The 19,460-nt window shown below is 45.1% G+C and carries 17 protein-coding genes; 9 read left to right on the forward strand and 8 right to left on the reverse strand.

The annotated features are described in order from the left end of the window. The first annotated feature begins 9 nt into the window (after nt 1–9). The 3 genes from SPEA_RS08555 (at nt 10) to SPEA_RS08565 (ending at nt 5,338) form a co-directional block, all read left to right on the forward strand. Complete coding sequence (locus tag SPEA_RS08555) at nt 10–888, forward strand: helix-turn-helix domain-containing protein (protein WP_012154871.1); 879 nt, start codon at nt 10–12, stop codon at nt 886–888. Between the two features lie 165 nt (nt 889–1,053). Beyond that, nucleotides 1,054–3,132 (forward strand): hypothetical protein, encoded by a 2,079-nt coding sequence (locus tag SPEA_RS08560; protein ID WP_012154872.1) that lies wholly within the window; start codon nt 1,054–1,056, stop codon nt 3,130–3,132. A gap of 169 nt (nt 3,133–3,301) precedes the next feature. Continuing rightward, nucleotides 3,302–5,338: a glycoside hydrolase family 97 protein gene (locus tag SPEA_RS08565; RefSeq protein WP_012154873.1), complete on the forward strand. Its 2,037-nt coding sequence runs from the start codon at nt 3,302–3,304 to the stop codon at nt 5,336–5,338. Nucleotides 5,339–5,465: 127 nt separating this feature from the next. Here the strand turns inward: SPEA_RS08565 and SPEA_RS08570 are convergent, their stop codons facing one another. Both SPEA_RS08570 and SPEA_RS08575 read right to left on the reverse strand, forming a co-directional pair. After that, nucleotides 5,466–7,337, reverse strand: a complete 1,872-nt coding sequence (locus tag SPEA_RS08570) for a methyl-accepting chemotaxis protein (RefSeq protein WP_012154874.1) — start codon at nt 7,335–7,337, stop codon at nt 5,466–5,468. 275 nt (nt 7,338–7,612) lie between these two features. Then, nucleotides 7,613–8,506, reverse strand: a complete 894-nt coding sequence (locus SPEA_RS08575; RefSeq protein ID WP_012154875.1) for a LysR family transcriptional regulator — start codon at nt 8,504–8,506, stop codon at nt 7,613–7,615. Nucleotides 8,507–8,751: 245 nt separating this feature from the next. Here SPEA_RS08575 and SPEA_RS08580 point away from each other — a divergent pair, with 245 nt between their 5' ends. Beyond that, entirely contained in the window at nt 8,752–9,846 is a 1,095-nt protein-coding gene (locus SPEA_RS08580; protein WP_012154876.1) for a UDP-glucose--hexose-1-phosphate uridylyltransferase, read from the forward strand. Continuing rightward, a complete protein-coding gene (galK, locus tag SPEA_RS08585; protein WP_012154877.1) occupies nt 9,846–11,030 on the forward strand; it encodes a galactokinase in 1,185 nt (394 codons plus the stop codon). The genes SPEA_RS08580 and galK overlap by 1 nt, the downstream gene beginning before the upstream one ends. An 83-nt stretch (nt 11,031–11,113) precedes the next feature. Here galK and SPEA_RS08590 read toward each other — a convergent pair whose 3' ends face one another. Both SPEA_RS08590 and SPEA_RS08595 read right to left on the reverse strand, forming a co-directional pair. Next, nucleotides 11,114–11,308: a DUF4250 domain-containing protein gene (locus tag SPEA_RS08590; protein WP_012154878.1), complete on the reverse strand. Its 195-nt coding sequence runs from the start codon at nt 11,306–11,308 to the stop codon at nt 11,114–11,116. A gap of 224 nt (nt 11,309–11,532) precedes the next feature. Further along, complete coding sequence (locus SPEA_RS08595) at nt 11,533–12,834, reverse strand: alpha/beta fold hydrolase (protein ID WP_012154879.1); 1,302 nt, start codon at nt 12,832–12,834, stop codon at nt 11,533–11,535. A 304-nt stretch (nt 12,835–13,138) separates the two neighbouring features. Here SPEA_RS08595 and SPEA_RS08600 point away from each other — a divergent pair, with 304 nt between their 5' ends. The 3 genes from SPEA_RS08600 (at nt 13,139) to SPEA_RS08610 (ending at nt 16,448) form a co-directional block, all read left to right on the forward strand. Continuing rightward, nucleotides 13,139–13,783, forward strand: a complete 645-nt coding sequence (locus SPEA_RS08600; RefSeq protein ID WP_012154880.1) for an MBL fold metallo-hydrolase — start codon at nt 13,139–13,141, stop codon at nt 13,781–13,783. 427 nt (nt 13,784–14,210) lie between these two features. Further along, nucleotides 14,211–14,699 (forward strand): DUF1097 domain-containing protein, encoded by a 489-nt coding sequence (locus tag SPEA_RS08605; RefSeq protein ID WP_012154881.1) that lies wholly within the window; start codon nt 14,211–14,213, stop codon nt 14,697–14,699. Nucleotides 14,700–14,999: 300 nt separating this feature from the next. Continuing rightward, nucleotides 15,000–16,448 carry a methyl-accepting chemotaxis protein gene (locus SPEA_RS08610; protein WP_012154882.1) on the forward strand — a complete coding sequence of 483 codons (1,449 nt, stop codon included), beginning with the start codon at nt 15,000–15,002 and terminating at the stop codon, nt 16,446–16,448. 165 nt (nt 16,449–16,613) lie between these two features. Here SPEA_RS08610 and xthA read toward each other — a convergent pair whose 3' ends face one another. The 4 genes from xthA to SPEA_RS08630 all read right to left on the reverse strand — a co-directional run bounded on the left by xthA (nt 16,614) and on the right by SPEA_RS08630 (nt 18,744). Beyond that, nucleotides 16,614–17,420 carry an exodeoxyribonuclease III gene (gene xthA / locus SPEA_RS08615; RefSeq protein ID WP_012154883.1) on the reverse strand — a complete coding sequence of 269 codons (807 nt, stop codon included), beginning with the start codon at nt 17,418–17,420 and terminating at the stop codon, nt 16,614–16,616. 18 nt (nt 17,421–17,438) lie between these two features. Beyond that, nucleotides 17,439–17,738, reverse strand: coding sequence for a YciI family protein (locus SPEA_RS08620; RefSeq protein ID WP_012154884.1), 300 nt, complete (start codon nt 17,736–17,738; stop codon nt 17,439–17,441). Next, entirely contained in the window at nt 17,738–18,283 is a 546-nt protein-coding gene (locus tag SPEA_RS08625) for a septation protein A (protein WP_012154885.1), read from the reverse strand. The genes SPEA_RS08620 and SPEA_RS08625 overlap by 1 nt, the downstream gene beginning before the upstream one ends. 155 nt (nt 18,284–18,438) lie before the next feature. Then, entirely contained in the window at nt 18,439–18,744 is a 306-nt protein-coding gene (locus SPEA_RS08630; protein ID WP_012154886.1) for a hypothetical protein, read from the reverse strand. Nucleotides 18,745–18,967: 223 nt separating this feature from the next. Between SPEA_RS08630 and SPEA_RS08635 the strand changes: the two genes are divergently transcribed. Beyond that, nucleotides 18,968–19,405 (forward strand): energy transducer TonB, encoded by a 438-nt coding sequence (locus SPEA_RS08635; protein ID WP_012154887.1) that lies wholly within the window; start codon nt 18,968–18,970, stop codon nt 19,403–19,405. Nucleotides 19,406–19,460 lie beyond the last annotated feature (55 nt).

The following is a 19,460-nucleotide window of genomic DNA, read 5'->3' on the forward strand; positions in this document are numbered from 1 at the left end:
GTGAGACAGATGTTTGAATGGGTTGAGAAGATCTCCTTTAACGAAGCCAGTCCATTAGCAGTGCAAGCTCAAGATACTCAATTTGGCTTACATCGTAAAAAACCCGCTGTAATGCCCCATAGTCATTGGCATGGCCATATAGAGATCAATTACCTGTTTGATTGCTCAGCCGATTATCTGATTAATGGCCAAGAGATCACTGTGCCTGAGGGGCGGATGATCATCTTTTGGGCCTCTTTCCCCCATCAAATGGTCGCTTCTCGTGGCGACGGCGAGCTAGTCAATATCTATATCCCGTTGCAATCCTTTTTGACATGGATGCTGCCAAGTAGCTTTGTGAGTCAGTTGCTGCACGGCGAGGTTATCGTGTCTGACAGCTTATATGCTTGCGATAAAGAGCTGACGCAGATCTGGGAAACCGATATTAAACGAAATGCCCCTTTACTAACCAGCCAGGTGATTAACGAGATCCGCGGCCGAATTCGACGCATGTCGATAGAGGACTACAGCACCTTCGAGCTAGCGAATCGAGTGGCGAAACAGGAAGATAAACCCGTGTTTGGTGGCTTAAACCATATCCAAACCATGTTGCGTTATATTGCCGACAATTACGATCAAAAAATTACAATTGAAAATGTTTCAACCTCTACTGGCTTACATAAAAACTATGCCATGAAGTTGTTTAATCGGGTGATGAAAGTGTCGATTAAGCAATACATTAACCAGCTTAGGCTACAGCATGCCCAGGCGCTCCTTATCGATACCCAAAGTCCTGTGCTCAATATTGCACTGGAAGCGGGCTTTGGCTCAGTTAGTCGCTTCTATGATATTTTTCAGCGAGAATTTGGCATGTCGCCACTTGAATTCAGACGAAAAGTAAATTGCTGAAGTGATTTTCTAGGAAGGCTTTAGGGCTTTCTAGTAAGAGCACTCGTGACGGTTCGTGCTTCAATCAGTTTCAATAAATATATTAGTTTTAATAACCTGTACCGCCCCGTCAGGATTATTGGCTAAGAAGCTGACTCGAATCACGTCAAAAATAACGAGAGATCTATGAGAAATCTATTTATCACCTCTGCTTGTGCCATCGCCATATTATCTGCCTGCTCCAATGACTCCCAATCAGTTGCTCAAGCCGAGCAAGAGCAACTCATAGCTGAACAGCTCAAGGCAGAGCAAGCTAAGGTGTATCTAAATGGCTTAGCCGATACCTTGACCGACCGCTGGCAGCAAACTGATGATGGTCTAGTGTGGAATGTGAAAGATAGCCATGAAGATCATATTGAAATGAGTGGCGAACAAACCTCTGCCATTATCTATTATGGCAGTGATGCCGATGGTGCTCTGACCCTGAGTCGTAAGCTCGTGTGGCCTATGCTACGCACCATCCCAAATGATACCCACGCTAGCCTTATTCATGATTTCCCACTCTCCGTTTCTCCTAGTATTGCCGTTAATGGTCTGGCGGTCGTTCAAGAGTTGTTAACCCAGGCAAGAATCGATGGCCGACTCTCACTTACCAGTCAAATTGCTGAAGGGGTTGAACTGATGCGCCTGTTATCGCCAAGCACCACGCAACCAGTGATGATTGAAGCATTAAGCTTTAAAAATAGCGGTGTCGATGATGTTGAGTTGGCGCTAGGGGAGTTAGATTATCAAATCGACACCCCTAAAGAGCAGGGGGTATACGGTAGCTATAAAATCCAGGCCACAAGCGACAGAGCTGGGATATTTAAATTAGCTCCGAATGAGGCCGTTACGGTTTATCTCGAGTTTAAAGCCACCAAAGCGGGACAAACTACCGAGTTTGATGCGGTCAAAGAGCTTGAGCTACGTAAAGACTATGTGGCGAGCCTGAATAATAATCTGCAGTTGGTCACACCCGATGAGAACATCAACAAGATGTTTGAATTTGCAAAAATTCGTAGTGCGGAATCGATCTTTAGAACTAAGGGCGGCTTGATGCATGCACCTGGTGGCGGACGCTATTACGCCGCTATTTGGGCTAACGATCAGGCTGAATATATCAATCCCTTCTTTCCATTTTTAGGCAATGATGTGGGTAATGAGTCGGCAATCAACAGCTTTGAGCATTTTGCCCGCTTCATGAATGATGAAGGCAAAGCCATTCCGTCTTCAATTATCGCCGAAGGGGATGATATTTGGAACGGCGCGGGCGATAGAGGCGACTGCGCCATGATAGCCTACGGCGCCAGCCGTTTCGCATTGGCTTACGGTGATGAGGAGCAGGCGAAAGCCTTGCTGCCTTTAATCGATTGGTGTATCGATTATAGTTACGCTAAGCAAACAGCAGACGGCGTGATTGCATCCGACAGTGATGAACTCGAAGGGCGATTCCCCGCAGGTGACGTTAACTTAAGCACCAATATGTTGACCTACGGCGCTTTGGTGTCATCGAGTCATTTGAATAATGAGCTAGGGCGAACTGCACTTGCGGCAGATTATCAACAGCGTGCGGTTAAGCTTGCAACAGATATCGAGGGTTACTTTGGAGCCAATGTTCAAGGCTTCGATACTTACCAATACTATCAAGGCAATGACAAGCTAAGAGCCTGGATTGCGCTGCCATTCTCTTTCGGTGTTTTTGACCGCAAAGATCAGACCCTTGCAGCAGTTTTGTCTGAGCATTTATGGAGTGCCGATGGGATCTACAGTGAAGCGGGCAACAAAACCTTTTGGGACAGAGCGACACTCTATGCGTTTAGAGGCATTTTTGCGGCTCAAGAGACGGATACCGCAATGCGCTACTTTAAGTACTACTCACGTAAGCGTCTACTTGGTGAGCACGTACCCTACGCGGTGGAAGCTTGGCCAGAAGGCGACCAACGCCATCTATCGGCTGAGAGTGCACTTTATGCCCGAGTGGTTACAGAAGGTATTTTTGGTATTGAGCCGACAGGCTTTAAACGCTTTGACGTTGCGCCATATTTGCCTACAGGCTGGGATAATATGTGCCTGAAGCATATTCGCGCGTTCGAGAGTAACTTTGATGTCTGTGTGAGTCGTGCTGAAGATGCCGATAAAGGTTTTAATGTCACGATTGAGCAGAAGCAAGGTGAGTTGCAGCAGATCAATTGGGACGGGCAATCTCCTATCAGCGTTAGTCTATAAAGGTACTATCAAGATTAGCCTATAAAGATGCTAAGCAGAGTAGGTTAAGTCGCAATGGCTTAACCTACTCGGTCTAAAGCTTTGACGCTTATCTTTGACACTGACCTTCGATACTCTCCTTTAATACTTACCTTAGATGTATTGACTCATGCTTACTTAAGAGAAGCCTATGAATACCCAACTCCTTAAATTATCGGCACAATTGTGCTCCATTATCTGTTTGGCCCTTGTGCTGTGTGTGCCGGCTCATGCGGCTAATCTGGCTGATATAGCAGATAAGACGGCGCCATACACCTTAGCCTCACCTAATGGGCAGTTACAGTTAAGTGTCACTAGAACGGCCGCTCAAGGCGTCAATTACTCGCTGCGCGTGTCAGGTAAACAGGTTTTACAAGATGCGGTAGCCGACATCACGCTTCAAGGCATGAAAACGAGTCTGACAAAGGCAAAACTTATCGATATTACTCGCCAGAGTATTGATCGAGAATTAGAGCCCCATGTGCAGCAAAAGTCAGAGCGAATTCGTGAGCACTATAACCAGCTAACATTACGCTTTGATAATAAACTGACTCTGGCTTTTCGACTCTTCGATCAAGGTTTAGCCTATCGCTTTATCACTGAGCAAAGCGGAGAGTTAGTGGTAGAAGCTGAAACCGTGGCGGTAAATTTTGCTGGCGATCACTCGGTGTTGTTTCCAGAGGAAACCAGCTTTATTAGCCATAATGAACGGCTCTATTTGCCTAAGAAGCTTTCCGAGATCAGCTCGAAGCAGTTTGCTAGCTTGCCACTATTAGTCGATGTGGATGGTATTAAGCTGGTTATTACCGAAACGGGGCTAAGGGACTATCCAGGGCTTTGGCTTGAGGGCAGTGACAAGCAGGGCTTTAATGCCCGCTTCCCAGCGGTTGTGCTGGGCAGTGAGCTTAAACAAGATTCTGACAGAAACGAGAATATCCTCAAACGTGCAGACTTTATCGCTCAGAGGCAGGCGATAGACGTCGCATCGCAATCGGGTCAGTTTCCATGGCGCGTGTTTGCCATTGCTCAAAATGATGCAGAGTTACTCACTAATGAGCTGTCTTATTTGTTGGCCGATGAGCTGGCTATCGATGCGTCTTGGGTAAAACCTGGGCAAGTGGCGTGGGATTGGTGGAACGCTAATAATGTGTTTGGAGTCGACTTTGAGGCCGGCATTAATACGCAAACCTATAAGTACTATATCGACTTTGCGGCTAAATACGGTATCGAATACATAGTATTAGATGAGGGCTGGCACCATTTAGACAGTGTGCTTAATGTTGTCGATGACATCGATGTGCAAGAGATTATTGCCTACGGCAAGAGTAAGAATGTCGACGTGATCCTCTGGGTGATCTGGAAGACACTCGATAATGAGCGAGAGCAAGCCTTAGCGCAATTCGAAGCCTGGGGCGCCGCGGGGATAAAGGTCGACTTTATGCAAAGAGACGATCAAGCAATGGTTAACTATTACTGGAAGATCGCCGAGCAAGCGGCTAAGCACAAGCTGCTGGTGGATTTTCATGGCTCATATAAGCCTGCAGGCCTGCGACGCGCTTATCCTAACGTGATCACTCGAGAAGGCGTGCGTGGCCTTGAGCACAATAAATGGGCAGATTACATCACTGCAGAGCATAACTTAACGCTACCGTTTATTCGCCAGTTAGCAGGCCCAATGGATTATACCCCTGGCGCTATGGTTAACGCTCAGCCTGAAAACTTTAAGATTAACTTCAATCGTCCTATGAGCAAGACGACAAGAGTACATCAATTAGCCATGTATCTGGTGTTTGAAAGTCCATTGCAGATGCTTGCCGATACGCCATCACACTATCTTCGCGAGCATGAAAGCACCGAATTTATCACGAGTGTGCCAACGGTTTGGGATGAAACTCTAGTGTTATCGGCCAAAATTGGTGACCACATTATTATTGCGAGGCGCTCCGCTGACAAATGGTTTATTGGCGTGATGGGCAATTCACAAGCTCGTGAGTTTACGCTTGATTTGAGTTTTCTTGCTGATAGCGCAAGTCAGGTATATCAAATGAATAGTTTTGCCGATGGCCTTAATGCCGATAAATATGCCAGTGACTATCTGAGTAAAAGTGAGCAGGTGACAGCTAAGGATAAAGTAAAGATAACCCTTGCACCAAGTGGTGGTTGGGTAGCGAGCTTAACGCCACAGTAACAGTAATAGTGACAGTAATAGTAACAGAAAAGAACTGAAGCTTTAGAACCATAACAAAAAGGGAAGCCTTAGCTGTGTTCACAGTCTAGGCTTCCCTTTTTTTATTTATTGCTGGTTGTCTTGTCTTTTACAAGATAAAGGTATCGACCTTTGAATTTAGATTATCGGCTCTATCTTTTAACGCTTGGGCTTGATTCAGATGCTCAAGCGCCGACTCGGTAATGTCATCTGTGACATCCTTAATCGCGACGGTGTTTTGGGTGATCTCATTGGTCACCTGAGTTTGCTCCTCGGCCGCAGTCGCTATTTGACTTGCCATATCTGAGATCACATTGACCGCCTGAGTGATCTCTTCAAGTGCTTTGCTGGCGGCGTTGACATCGGTGACACTGTCGCTCGCCAAGCCTTGGCTACTTTGCATCAAGAGTACCGCTTTTTTAGTGGTGCTTTGCAAGGTCTCGATAGTGGTGTAGATCTCTTGAGTTGAGTCCTGAGTACGGCGTGATAAGACTCTGACTTCATCGGCAACAACCGCAAAGCCACGGCCTTGCTCGCCGGCGCGGGCCGCTTCAATCGCAGCGTTTAATGCTAATAGGTTAGTTTGCTCTGCAATGCCTTGAATGGTAGTTAAAATACCAGAGATGGCTTGAGCATGTAGATTGAGCTCACCAATAACATCCGTAGCTTCACCTACTTCATTTGCCAGCGAGTTAATTGTGCTACGAGTCTTATCGACTAAGCCTTTGCCTTCTTCACTACTTGTTGCCGACTGCTGAGCTGCGGTAGCAGTATTCTCCGCATTAGCGGCGATTTCATGGGTGGCACTGGCCATTTCGGTTACGGCTGTTGCAACCATAGCCACTTCTTGCTGCTGGCGTTGTAACTCATCTACTGTCGTTTGATTGGTCGCCAAGCTGTGCTGGGCATCGCTATCTAACTCACCAGCTAGCTGTCGAATATGACTAATTAGTTGGTGTTGGCTTGCCACAAACCGGTTAAAGCTTGCAGCTAGTACAGCCACTTCATCCTGAGTATCTACTTCGATGCGTTGAGTCAGATCGCCATTACCGTCAGCAATATGGGCTAAGGCTTGTGATACTCGGCCAAGTGGCGCGAGTAAAATGGTTAAGAACCATGAGATAGCTAGGACGCTAAAGACGAGAGCAAGTGCTGACAAGCCAAGTTGGGTCAGCAGTAATTTACTTAACGGCGCTTCTAAGGTTTCTTTATCGAGAACAAAGATAAGTTCCCAGTCAGTATTTGGGATCTCAGAGCCCCACACTAGCTTGTCACGCCCTTCACTTTCAAAATAAAGCGGTAATAAGCTATCTGTTTGGCGGCTTTTAGAAGGGAGTTGAGCGTTAAGCTGACGGTCGATATTCTGTATTGGCCCCATTGATTTAGCATGGTCTTTATACGCGATAACGGTGCCATCTTTATGCATCATAATGGCGTAGCCCTTCGCAGGTAACTGCATATTGTTAACGCTATCCACTAGGCTAGCAATCGACAAGTCGCTGCCAACCACACCACCTTTAGCGGGTTGTGCCATAGTGACGACGAGAATATTGTAGGCAACATCGATATAAGGTTTGGTTAGAATTGAAGTTTGCTTGGCGATGGCTTGTTGATACCAGCCGCGGCTGCGAGGATCGTAACCGCTACGATCAATGCTAGGATCTGAATCTAACATTTGGCCTGATTGAGAACCGAAATAGGACAATTGAAAAGGGCCTGATAGTTGAGCCTGTTGCAGAACATTTAGGCTATCGCCATCAACTTTTTCAGCAATTGCGGCTACGATTCTTTTACGATCGGCTAGCCACTCTTGGATCTGTTTTGCTTGTTGCTCACCAAGTTGGCGCACTTGATCGGCACTGCTTTTCATTAACAGTTGCTTTTGGCTCGAATAACTTTGCCATGATAGCAGTCCTATTACGACGGAAAAGGCTAGCACAACTGATAGAAGGATCTTTGTCTTGAGCGAATATGAGTTCATTTCAGGTCTAATTTTGGCTTGAGGTGAAAAGTAGGCTTGTAAGCTATAAGGCGACTGAAGTAGTGGGAAACTGAAAGTTAACCACTCAACTTTACTATTTTCGCATACTTAGGCAGTGAGTAAATAGTGTATCAGGCCTAATTTTGTAAATAAATTACATAGTTGGACTTATTTAACGCTTCTCGTACTGAATCAAGTAAAGATCAAACCTAACCAATTACCATCTTTAACAATACATAATGCCTACGCTAAGAATATAAGATTAGCCTGAGTTGTTATGGTATTGAGTGACTCGCTTTTAAAATGTTTTTCACGGCAAGATAACGCGCAGCTAGCTCACGATTTCGTTTAGAGACTAAATACAGTGACTCAGTAACGGCTGTATCTGGGCTATGTACATGCAGCTGATCTCTATCGGCAAAACTGTCTAATGCACTTTTTGGGAGTACGGTAAAACCTAGTCCTTGGGAGATTGGCAACAAGATCTGACTGAGCTGATTAACATAACTGGTCATGGGGAGTTGGTTGATATTCACCTGTGCAAGCTCTGGATTTGCGCATAGTTCGAAGTAGCGTGATAAGTAGTGCGCAGCATCAGGGTGATTAACAACTCCACATTGCATTAGGCATTGAGGATCAATCACTCTATTTTGATACTGCTTTGGCATGATAAGACAAAGTGGTTCAAGACCTATGGCTTCAAAGTTGAACTCACCTAAGTTTGGGAGTTGGGTGACTACGCCGATGTCGATTGTTCCTTCGGTAATATCTTTTAGTATTCTATAGTTTGGTGCCGCCTCTAAATGCATAGCCAGCGCCGGATGTTCCTGCTGCAGTTTGAGTAACTTTGGGTAATACAGAAGTGCTAAAGCGCCTGAACAAGATAAACGGCATTGGCCCGAGTAAGGATCATCAAAGGCTAGATTTTCTATTAGTTCAATTTCTTGCTGCGCCATCCGTTGAGCGTGCTCGTAGACCAGCCTGCCTTGCTCAGTAATTTCAAACTGCTTATTCACTCTTTTAATCAGAGAGTAGCCACAGGCCTGCTCAAGCTTTTTAATCTGTTGGCTGACTCCGGGTTGGGTCATAAACAGCTTTTCTGCGGTTTGAGTGAAATGGCCTGTCTCGATAAGGGTTGTAAAAGTCTTTAACCAAATAGGGTTGAGCATAGGGTTCTCCGAGCTTACAGCCGTCTTGCTAAGCATACAGTCCAAAATCAATGATAACAAAAAATTATCAAAATAAGAGAATAGGATAACCCTATATTTATGTTGGTGTTTTTTGATTTAATATACTCATCATTGCTTGAGTCGCTAAGGTGAGAGTTTTATAGGAGTTAAAAGCACCTTTTCGGGAATGACTCTTAGGCTCAACTAGCTGAGCATACGGGGTATTCATACTCAGCCTATCAATCATGGTCATGACGCAAATAACTGATGTAAATTTTGATCCCAGTGAGCACTCTCATCGACGCTATAACCCATTAACGTCAGAGTGGGTATTACTCGCTCCCCATAGAGCAAAGCGTCCTTGGCAGGGACAGGTAGAAGCACCAGATACCTCTTCATCACCTAGCCATGATAGCGGCTGCTTTTTATGTGCCGGTAACACTCGGGTAAACGGCGAGACCAATCCGAATTATCAATCCACCTTCGTATTTAAAAATGACTTCTCAGCTTTAGTGCCCGATACGCCAGAGTCAAGTGATGATGATCCGCTGTTTCGATTTAGCACCGAGAGAGGTGAGAGCCGAGTGATCTGTTTTTCCCCGGATCACTCTAAGACCTTACCTCTACTCTCAGTGGCTGAGTTAGAGTCGGTGATCAGTACGTGGCGTGAACAGAGTGCTGAACTTGGACGCGATTACTCTTGGGTGCAAATTTTTGAGAACAAAGGTGCTGCCATGGGATGCTCTAATCCCCACCCTCATGGGCAAGTATGGGCGCAGCAACAACTCCCAAGCCTAGTGCAGAGTAAGCAGCGCAATTTATTGGATTATGCCCAAACCCATGGCAGTAACTTACTCGCAGATTACGTGGATAAAGAACTGGAGCGTCAAGAGCGAATCGTTGTTTGTAATGATGACTGGCTGGTGGTGGTGCCTTACTGGGCTGCCTGGCCCTTTGAAACCTTGCTGTTACCACGCTTTGATATCCAACGTATGACGGATTTAAATCAATCGACTCAAACCTCGTTAGCGGAGATCATAAAGCAGCTAACGACCTGTTATGACAATTTATTTCAGTGTTCATTTCCTTACTCTATGGGGTGGCAAGGGGCGCCATATGATGGATTAAAACACAATGAGTGGCGCTTACATGCTCATTTCTACCCACCTTTACTGCGCAGTGCTAGCGTTAAAAAGTTTATGGTTGGCTATGAAATGCTCGCTGAAACCCAGCGCGATATTACGCCTGAGCAGGCCGCGTCACGCCTACGGGGTGCCCGTGGTATTCATTACAAATTGAAGCCATACAAATTGAAGCCATGCAAATTGGAGCAAGAGTAATGGATGAACTTACAATACGCGATAGGTTCAAGCAGCTCTACCAAGTCGAGGCCGACATAGTCGCCTATGCACCTGGGCGGGTTAATATTATTGGCGATCATACCGATTATAACGATGGCTTTGTATTGCCTGCCGCCATTGATATGGGGACCTATGTTGCGGCGCAAAAGCGTGATGATCTTGGTATTAATGTGATAGCAAATGATCTTAATGGCGTGAGAGTTAGCTTTAGTCTGGATGCGATTAGCTTTGACGAGCAAGTAGGCTGGGGTCATTACGTTAAAGGTGTAATACAAGCCTTATTAAGCCATTTTGATTCACTCGATAGCCCCTTTAGTAAACCTATTGATAGAACTGGAACGATGCAAGGTTGCAACCTCTTGATCAGCGGCAACATTCCACAGGGAGCAGGGTTAAGCTCGTCGGCTTCTCTCGAAATCGCACTGATCAAAGCCATTACTCAGCTATATGACCTTCCTATGGACGGTATTGGTGCTGCATTGATTGGTCAGCAAGCCGAAAATGTTTATGTGGGTTGTAACTGCGGCATCATGGATCAGCTTATTTCGGCATTGGGACAAGATCATCAAGCCATGCTGCTCGACTGTAATGACTTAAGTTATCGTTACGTCACCATTGATGAATCGTTGCAAGTGCTGGTGATTAACTCCAATGTCCAGCGCCAGCTCGTGGGAAGCGAATACAACGATAGGCGAGAACAGTGCAATCAAGTCGCGCAATTTTTTAATCAGTCTTCGTTACGCCATATCAGTATACAAGAGTTAGAGGCGGCAGAAGGGGATCTTCCTGAGCTGTTATTTAAGCGTGCACGGCACGTGATCCTAGAAAGCAGTCGAACCTTACAGGCATTTGAGGCGCTAGCCTTAGGTGATATTGCTAAGATGAGTCAGTTAATGCAAGACTCGCATGCTTCCCTGAGAGAAGATTTTGAGGTGACCACTGCAGAGGTCGATTACCTGGTTAACTGTGTTTCTGAGGTTATTGGCAGTCATGGCGGCGTGAGAATGACAGGTGGGGGCTTTGGAGGCTGTGTTATTGCTCTAGTGCCCCATGGTCTGGTCGATGCTGTTACAGCTGTGATTGAGCGTGATTACCACAGAGAAACCGGTCTCAAGGCCGATATATATAGCTGCTCGGCTAAAGCGGGCGCCTTTAGCGCTTAAGGGGGAGCGCTTAATGGATAGTTCTTAAGGGGTGGTTCTTAAGAGAGAGTGTCTCAGGATTTAATTAGTTAAATGTTGTTGTATCAACGAGGCTTATATTGGTTGCAGCCTGGGTCATACTCAAATCCGCTAGCGGCCAATTTTTGCTCTAACAGTTCACTCGATATATCAAGATCATAAAACAGCGCCTGCTGATCTTTACAGTTTAAACGCAGGTGCTCATTGGCAATGCCGACTAAAATCTCGGCGGGTAAGGTGTCGAGTCGGTTATTCTTCATAAATATCTCCTCAAGGTGATAATGTGCCGTAGGAATGGCTAGATTTTCGCGGTCATTCCTTCAAAGCTATTATCAAAAGTATGGGTAAAAATGGTGGAATTTCCAATGCGGCTAAGAAGGGCGAATTTTGAGGCAAAAAAAAGCAAGCCTTGATAAGGCTTGCGAAAGTGATACAGGTGAGGAACAGATTACATAATGTCCCATTAAGCTTAAGAGTTTATTAATTAACGCAGCTTTTCCCCGCGATTAATTGCAATTAATCTATCAAGAATATGCTCGCCATCCATGCGGATCCCGTTGTGTTCATATTCAGAGGTTAGCCAATATTTGAGCTTACCGACTTGTGCCGTCGTTTCTAGGCTGTACTGCATCTCAACGAACATATCTTCACTGTATATCGCGGCGGCAACAGGCACCTGATTATCGGCAAGTTTGTCGACTTGATATAGGTTCGGCCAGTCCTGTTTCTCGGCCAGTTTCTTCGCTGCTTGCTGTAGCGGCTTGAGATTATTGAATTGCTCGAACATCCACGGATAGACCATTTCGCCGGTAAACAGGAATGGCTTATCGGTTTGATAATTAAATTCAGGATACTGCTGCCTAACGCGATGCGCCGCCCAGTTAGACGCCGATTGTTGGCAATAGATAGATTCATGCAACAGGGCAAATATGGGGTTAGTGTTGAAATCGAGTAGTTGGCAGAAGTGCGCCAAGAAAAGAGGATTAACTTGTGTCCCAGTCGCCGTTTCGATTAACGCTTGTTCTAGTAGGTAATAGACGCTTTCAGGACCTTGCTCCATACCGATATTGATCCCAAGCAATTGCAACATCTCAACCGTTAGACGTTCGCCAGTGGCAAGGAAAACTTCGTTGTCTTGGATATGGCTTGCTAGTGCTTTAACCAAATCCTGAGCATCGCTAAAACGGTTAAAAAAGTCTTGGTTTTTTGCCTGTACGCGCTTGTAAGTTGCTTGATATACCTCATCTGCGCTGCGGGTTAGTGACGGAATACCACCGGTTATATAGGCTTCCGCTAATCCTTCGGGTGCATCATTTAAGTATTTGAGTACGCAAAAACCACCAAAACTTTGTCCGAGAATCGTCCACTTTTCGTCATTGGTGAGCTGTTTTCGAATAGTCTCTGCATCACGAATGATATTGTCGGCTCTAAAATGGCTTAGGTACTCGGCTTGCTCGCTGGCAGGTAAGTGCGCCAAACTAGCAAAACTCACCGGTGTCGACAGTCCAGTGCCGCGTTGATCGAGTAGCAATACACGGTACTCTTTGAGGGCTCGCTTTATCCAGCCGCCGTTTGCCGCAGGACGGACCGCTCCAAACCCAGGGCCGCCTTGAAAGAACACAATAAAAGGTAGGGCTTTATCTTGATTTTCAGGGCTTGAGATCTCGCGGACAAATATTGAAATTTGCTCGCCATCAGGATTTTGATAATCAAGAGGTAAACTAAATTGGTGTTTACGGGCAATCATGCCAGAAAAAGTAAGTGATGCAGAAAATTCAGAAGTCATAGAGTCGACCTTTTATTAGGAGTTCTTGTTAGGTTGCAACTTAAGGTTGCGGCATCAGTCGGACAATCACTTGCCCCAATGACAGCGAACGAATAACAACGATTCTATATCAATTTTTGTAGGCAATGCAGTGTTTATGCTGATGGAAAGCAATCGCTACAAACCGAGATTGGATTAGGCAAAAATTTAATGCAGATTTTGTGAGCGTTAGATCAAATTATCCTAATTATAGATAGTCGAAGCGGCCAACATGGCGTAATCTTTATCCATTCACAGCGAAACATAGAGCCTTAGGTGATTTTCGATGAAGTATCAGTTAATACCCGTCACCCCATTTCAGCAAAATTGTAGTTTAATCTGGTGCGACCAAACCATGAAAGCGGCGGTAGTCGACCCAGGTGGTAATATCGAGCGTATTCTAGAAGAAGCAGCCAAAAATAAGGTGGTGGTGGAAAAAGTATTACTGACTCACGGCCATATAGATCATGTTGGCGCGGCGAAATCATTAGCCGAACAACTCAATGTGCCCATTATTGGTCCTCATAAAGCCGATGAATACTGGCTAGATAGCTTACCGAAACAGAGTCAGCATTTTGGTTTTGTGCATTGTGACGCTTTTGCGCCAACGCAATATCTCGAAGATGGCGACGACGTCACTGTAGGTAATCAAGTCTTGAAGGTACTGCATTGCCCAGGTCATACACCCGGCCACGTGGTGTTTTTTGCCCAATCGGCAAAGTTAGCCTGGGTCGGTGATGTGCTGTTCAGAGGCTCCATCGGTCGAACAGATTTCCCGTTATCGAATCATCAAGATTTGATTGATTCGATCACCCAAAAACTGTGGTCATTAGGCAGTGACGTCCAGTTTATTCCTGGTCACGGTCCACTATCGACTTTTGGCGATGAGCGAGTACAAAACCCCTTTGTAGCCGATCAATTATTCAGCTAGTCGCGAGTTGAGTCGCTTAATTTTGGCTTGTTGTAAAAAAATCGCGTAACAAAGTTTTGAAACGCTAAATACCGTTAACAGCCCCTCGTAAAGCGAGGGGGCTGTTTTATATCAGGACTTCTCTTTCCTCAAAGCTGCTTGACGTTTTAATCCATCAACCCCACCAAGCTAAATTTGAATCGCAATCACTGCCAGCTAATAAGTTTTACTTTTGTGTTTTCACTTTTTGTTAGCGATAAATTAGTTTTTTTACTACATATTTGGCATTTTTGTGCGATTTATCGGCAGTTGAGGTGGATAGTTGGGGCTAGATCGTGTTTTTTTACATATAAAAAAGGTAATTTAGCTCACCTGATACTAATCGACTCAATGTTAGTGGATTGTTTGAGTGGATTGGTCGAGTGGATTTAATGTAAAGAGGTTAGCTATGGAAAATCGTTGGCAGATTGCTATTTCAGCTGGGTTACTCGCAGCAGTGTGGGCCGGTGTAGCCGATGCACTTCATCTTGTGACATGGATAGGTTTTCTAAGCTGCAGCACTTTCTTTGCTCAAACCCATTCAGGTATAAAGGGCATGCTGATGGCGATGACGACTAACATGTCAGGTGTTTTCTGGGGTTGGTTAATCATATCGGGTAGCAGCTTCTTCGTATCGCCTTTGGTGGGGTATACCTTTACCGGGATAGCAACTGCGGCGATGTGCTTACAAGCGAGTTACCAAAAGCTGGCATTTATTCCAGGCGCCTTTATCGGTTGTTGTATTACCTTTGCTATGGGCGGTGATGTCGCTGCGATTCTTCCGCCACTGTTACTTGGGGCTGTGCTGGGTTATAGCATGAGTTTACTCACGGGGCAGCTGATTAACCTTACTCAGAAAATGCAGGGCAATGTAGGTGCAGAGGTTGAAGAATCATAGCGAGTATTGTTGCTGTGAGTTTTACTCAGTCAGATTTAAATTTAGTGTGTGAATAATTATAATAATAGTTACGTATGCCTCTTACCTCGCTCCATTTTAGTCAGGACTAACTCAGGGCTAAGTCAGGGATTAAGTCAGGGACTAAGTCAGGATTAAGTCAGGATTAAGTCAGGATTAAGTCAGGATTAAGTCAGGATTAAGTCAGGATTAAGTCAGGATTAAGTCAGGATTAAGTCAGGACTAAATTAGGGCTAAGTGAGATTTAAGCGCTATACGTAAGGCTAAGCCAAGGAAATCATAATGAAACAGATTAGTTTTCGTAAAGTCGATGCTGTACTAATCAAACTTAGCTTGAACGGAAAATTTTGGGCGATTTGTACCATGGTGGCAATGATCACCGCAGCAATCGCCACGCTCAATTACAACAATACCCAATCGTTAATTGAATCCTCTTCTTTAAACCGTGCTCAGTCGAGTGTTGATGCCTATGCGGCAATCGCAAAATCTCAAGCGCTGACAGGAAGCGCTCTGGCCGAATTTGCTCAACAAGCAGGCCTCAAAATCTCTGGCAGTTCAATTACCCAGCGACGCAATGACTTGCTGACCGTCAGTGCTCAAGTCGACGATAAGGCGTTAACGGCTCAAGTTGACGTAACGAGCTGGGAGCAAGAGGCACTAGCTCATGCTAATAAGATGCTGCTGTTAGCCTTTGCAGGGTTATTACCGCTGTTTTTGGTCAGTTATTGGGTGTCGACTTCACTCGGTGGCGGCTTATGGGATATGTACATGGCCATCAAACGTTTGGCCGACGGTGATTTAAGTCAAAGACTTAATTTCTTTGGTAAAGATGATTTTAGCCTTATTGCCCGTGAGATTGACCGAAGCGCCGATAATATGAGTGAGATGGTGCAGGCAATTTCACGCAATGCACAGACCCTTAATGAGGCGGCTGATGAGTTTACTCAGCAAGCGGGACATAGCGTAGAACTAACCGATTATCAGCATCAGTTTCTCGATACAGTTGCCGTCGCCATGGCCCAGATGACGGCAGCGGTGGAAGAAGTTTCACACAGTGCTTCTAATACCTCAGATCAGACTCAGCAAAATGCGGCGCAGGCTGCCAATAGTCAGACATTAATTACAGAAGCGGTTGCGCGTATTGCCGTGCTAAGCACAAAAATCTCAGAAGCTTCTGTATCGGTACAAGATCTGTCTCAAGCGGCGTCAGATATTGGCGCGGTTGTGACAACGATCAACAGTATTTCAGAGCAGACTAATCTGTTAGCACTTAACGCTGCTATCGAAGCGGCGCGGGCTGGTGAGCAGGGCAGAGGCTTTGCCGTTGTCGCCGATGAGGTGAGAACGCTTGCGAGCCGAACCCAGCAAGCGACGGTTGAGATCCAATCTATGATTGAAGGATTACAAACGGGCACCGGCAAGCTTTCAAATATTACCAATGATATCGTATCGCAGGCAGATAAGGGCAGGGCGGCCATAGAGTCAGTAGGCCAAGATGTGGATAGTATGGCTGAGTCTATCAGCATAGTATTTGATATGAGCTCGCAGATAGCGGCATCATCAGAGGAACAAAGCGCGGCTTCACGTGAAATTGCAACTCAGTTAAATGATATTCGCGCCCAGGCTGAAACGATTAAGCAAACGGCTCAGAGTTCGGTGGATCTGGCGACTAATTTGACGGATTCATCCAGAGGCTTAGAGCAGATTTTAGGCCAATATAAGATCAGCTAAGGCTTATTTGCTTTGTAGTAATCGCTATTGTTGATAAATAAGATTGATGAACAAGTCTAATTGTTAAGCTTTTGAATATGTTAAAAAAATGCCAGCTATTGCTGGCATTTTTTATGTTGATCAGATTTGAATGAGCTAGCTTATAGCAATCAGCTTAAAGCTTAATTAACTAAAAGTGCTCCAAATCGGCGCATGATCAGATGGCTTGTCGATGCCGCGTAGATCGTAATCAACATCCGACTCAGTGAGGCGCTCAGCCAATGTCTTGGTAGCCAAGACAACGTCGATGCGTAGGCCGCGATTATCGACAAAGCCTTTACTGCGATAGTCAAACCAAGAGTAACGTTCACTACGCTCTGGGTGGAGTTCACGGAAGGTATCGACTAAACCCCAATCCATCAAGGTTTTTAGCCACTCACGCTCTTCCGGTTGGAAGCTACACTTGCCAGTTTTAAGCCAGCGTTTAGCGTTAGGCTCGCCAATACCGATATCTAAGTCCACAGGAGAGATGTTGATGTCGCCAATAATAGCGATATCTTCGTCACTGCTGTGATATTCATTCAGATAAAGCATTAAGTCTTTGTAGAACTTACGCTTAGCCGGGTACTTGGTTTCATGGCTGATGTTATCGCCTTGAGGGAAGTAACCATTGAGTACGGTTAATGGACGGCCGTTTTCTTGGGTAAAGGTGCCCATGATCATCCGGCGCTGTGCATCCTCTTCATCGGTCGGAAAGCCTTTCTGTACCTTTATAGGCTCAAGCTTAGACAGCATGGCAACGCCATAATGGGCCTTACCGCCATGGTAATGCACCTTGTAGCCCATGGCTTCAACGTCAGCGAAAGGAAACGCTTCGTCATGCACCTTAGTCTCTTGCAGGCCGATAATGTCTGGTTGATGGCTATCAATCAGCGCTTGAAGTTGGTGCAGTCTTGCTCGCAATCCATTGATATTAAATGAAACAATCTTCACTTTATGGTCCTTTTAAATTTACGGTAGCACAAGTTTGTAAGGCTTAACGATAACGCTTTCATATACGCCTGCAGCGATATAAGGGTCGGCATCGGCCCAGCGCTGTGCATCTTCGAGTGAAGCAAAATCAGCAACAACAAGAGAACCGGTAAAGCCTGCTTCACCAGGATTTTCACTGTCAATCGCTGGGTGAGGTCCGGCAATCAGTAGACGCCCTTCGTCAGCTAAAAGCTGTAGGCGCGCCAAGTGATCGGCACGAACTGATAAACGTTTCTCTAGGCTATTTTCAATATCTTGCGATGAAATCATGTACCACATTATTTAAGTTCCTTACGATCTTCTTCAGACATGTTTTTAAACAGGTAGACGACGGTTAACACGGTATTGATAAGCGTCAGTGCGGTTAAACCAAATACCTTGAAGTTAACCCAAGTTTCTTGAGATAAGCTAAAGGCAACATAGATATTTACTAGGCCACAGACTACGAAAAAGCTGACCCAGTACCAAGTCACGCGAGCCCATATTTTATCTTCGACGATAAGTTCTTTACCAAGCATGCTCTTGAGCAGTGGCTTGTTCATTATCTGGCTAACACCTAAGGCGATGGCAAACAGGGCGTAGACTATGGTGACCTTCCATTTAATGAAAGAGTCGTCGTGCAATATGAGCGTGAGTGAGCCAAATACCGTCACCATCACAAACGTAATAAGGTGCATTTTCTCAAGCTTCTTATATAGCAGGTAGCTGATGACAAGTTGCAGTGCGGTTGCCGCGATTAACGCGCCGCTGGCAATATAGATATCGAAAAATTTATAGACGGCGAAGAAAATGACAAGAGGTAAAAAGTCGAGCAACTGCTTCATAGGCTTGTATCAGTTTAAGATTCAAAAAGTGAGGCTGAGTGTAGCATGCAAGTAGGCGGGGAAAAAGTGAAAGCCGATAGCATCGGCTTGGATTAGAGCGGACGTTATTAGCTTTGTTGTTTCGTTAAGCTAAAGTTTTGATGCGTGATATCTGATTACTCTGCTAACCAATCATCAACCAGCTTTCGTTTCTTCTTTTTTAGATCATGTGAAGCCTTGTCTTCAATTTTTTGTAACTGATTCTCAGCATAGTCGCCCTTTTTTACGGTATTGATATTCGCTTGTACCTTATCCAGTTTACGTTCAGCTTTTTTTACCTGCTTCTTATACTGTTTTTTGGTTTTATTGATGTCTCTATTTAGATGCACCGCTTGCTTGACAATATTTTGGGCAAAAACAGGTGTTGTTGTGGTGACCAGCGTCGAGAGTAGGCTCAGGGTAATAATGAAGATTTTATACATAAGATTATTCAGTTATGGGAGTGATAGGAGTGATGGGCATTATCTAAGCTGCAGCAGAAAGTTTGAATACTGCAATAAGCATAGTGGTTATAAGCAGCGGTAATTAAACGAATAGGTTTATTGTGTTATTGCCATAAGTGCAAAATTAGTTTTGCTTAAGCACTTGATTTAAACGGTTTAGGCCATTAGGTTGGCGAGTGCAATAATAAACAAAGGAATGTATATGAAAGTGATAGGTTTAGCGATTTCTGCGCTGCTCTTCGTACCGCAAGTGAGTCAGGCTAAAAACATTTACGGTGAAGTTTTACTGACTGATGTCGAACCGAAAACACAAAAGGTTTGGCACAGAGAAGGCAATAAATCGCCCCACTATCCCGTTGCACTTGCTCAAGCAAAGTTGCAAGGATGCACCGTATTGTCTTTTGATATTTCAGAAGAGGGATACACTGAAAATGTAGAAGTTGTAAGTTCCATTCCGAATAAACACTTGGGCAAGTACACTAAAAAAGAGATTAAAGGTTGGCGTTGGCAGCAGTTAGATCCACTGCAAAGCGCGATGTCTGAAAAGAGAACTCTTAGATTTGATTATTGTCTAGGGCTAGAGTCAGCTGAACAGTCATTAGCGCAATGTCAGCAGCAAACGCAATTAAATTGCGGCTAGTCTAAAGTACTCACTCTTGTCACCCCAAACATTGATTTGAGGTGACAAGCTCAAT

It is taken from the genome of Shewanella pealeana ATCC 700345 (genome assembly GCF_000018285.1).
Lineage (GTDB): Bacteria > Pseudomonadota > Gammaproteobacteria > Enterobacterales > Shewanellaceae > Shewanella > Shewanella pealeana.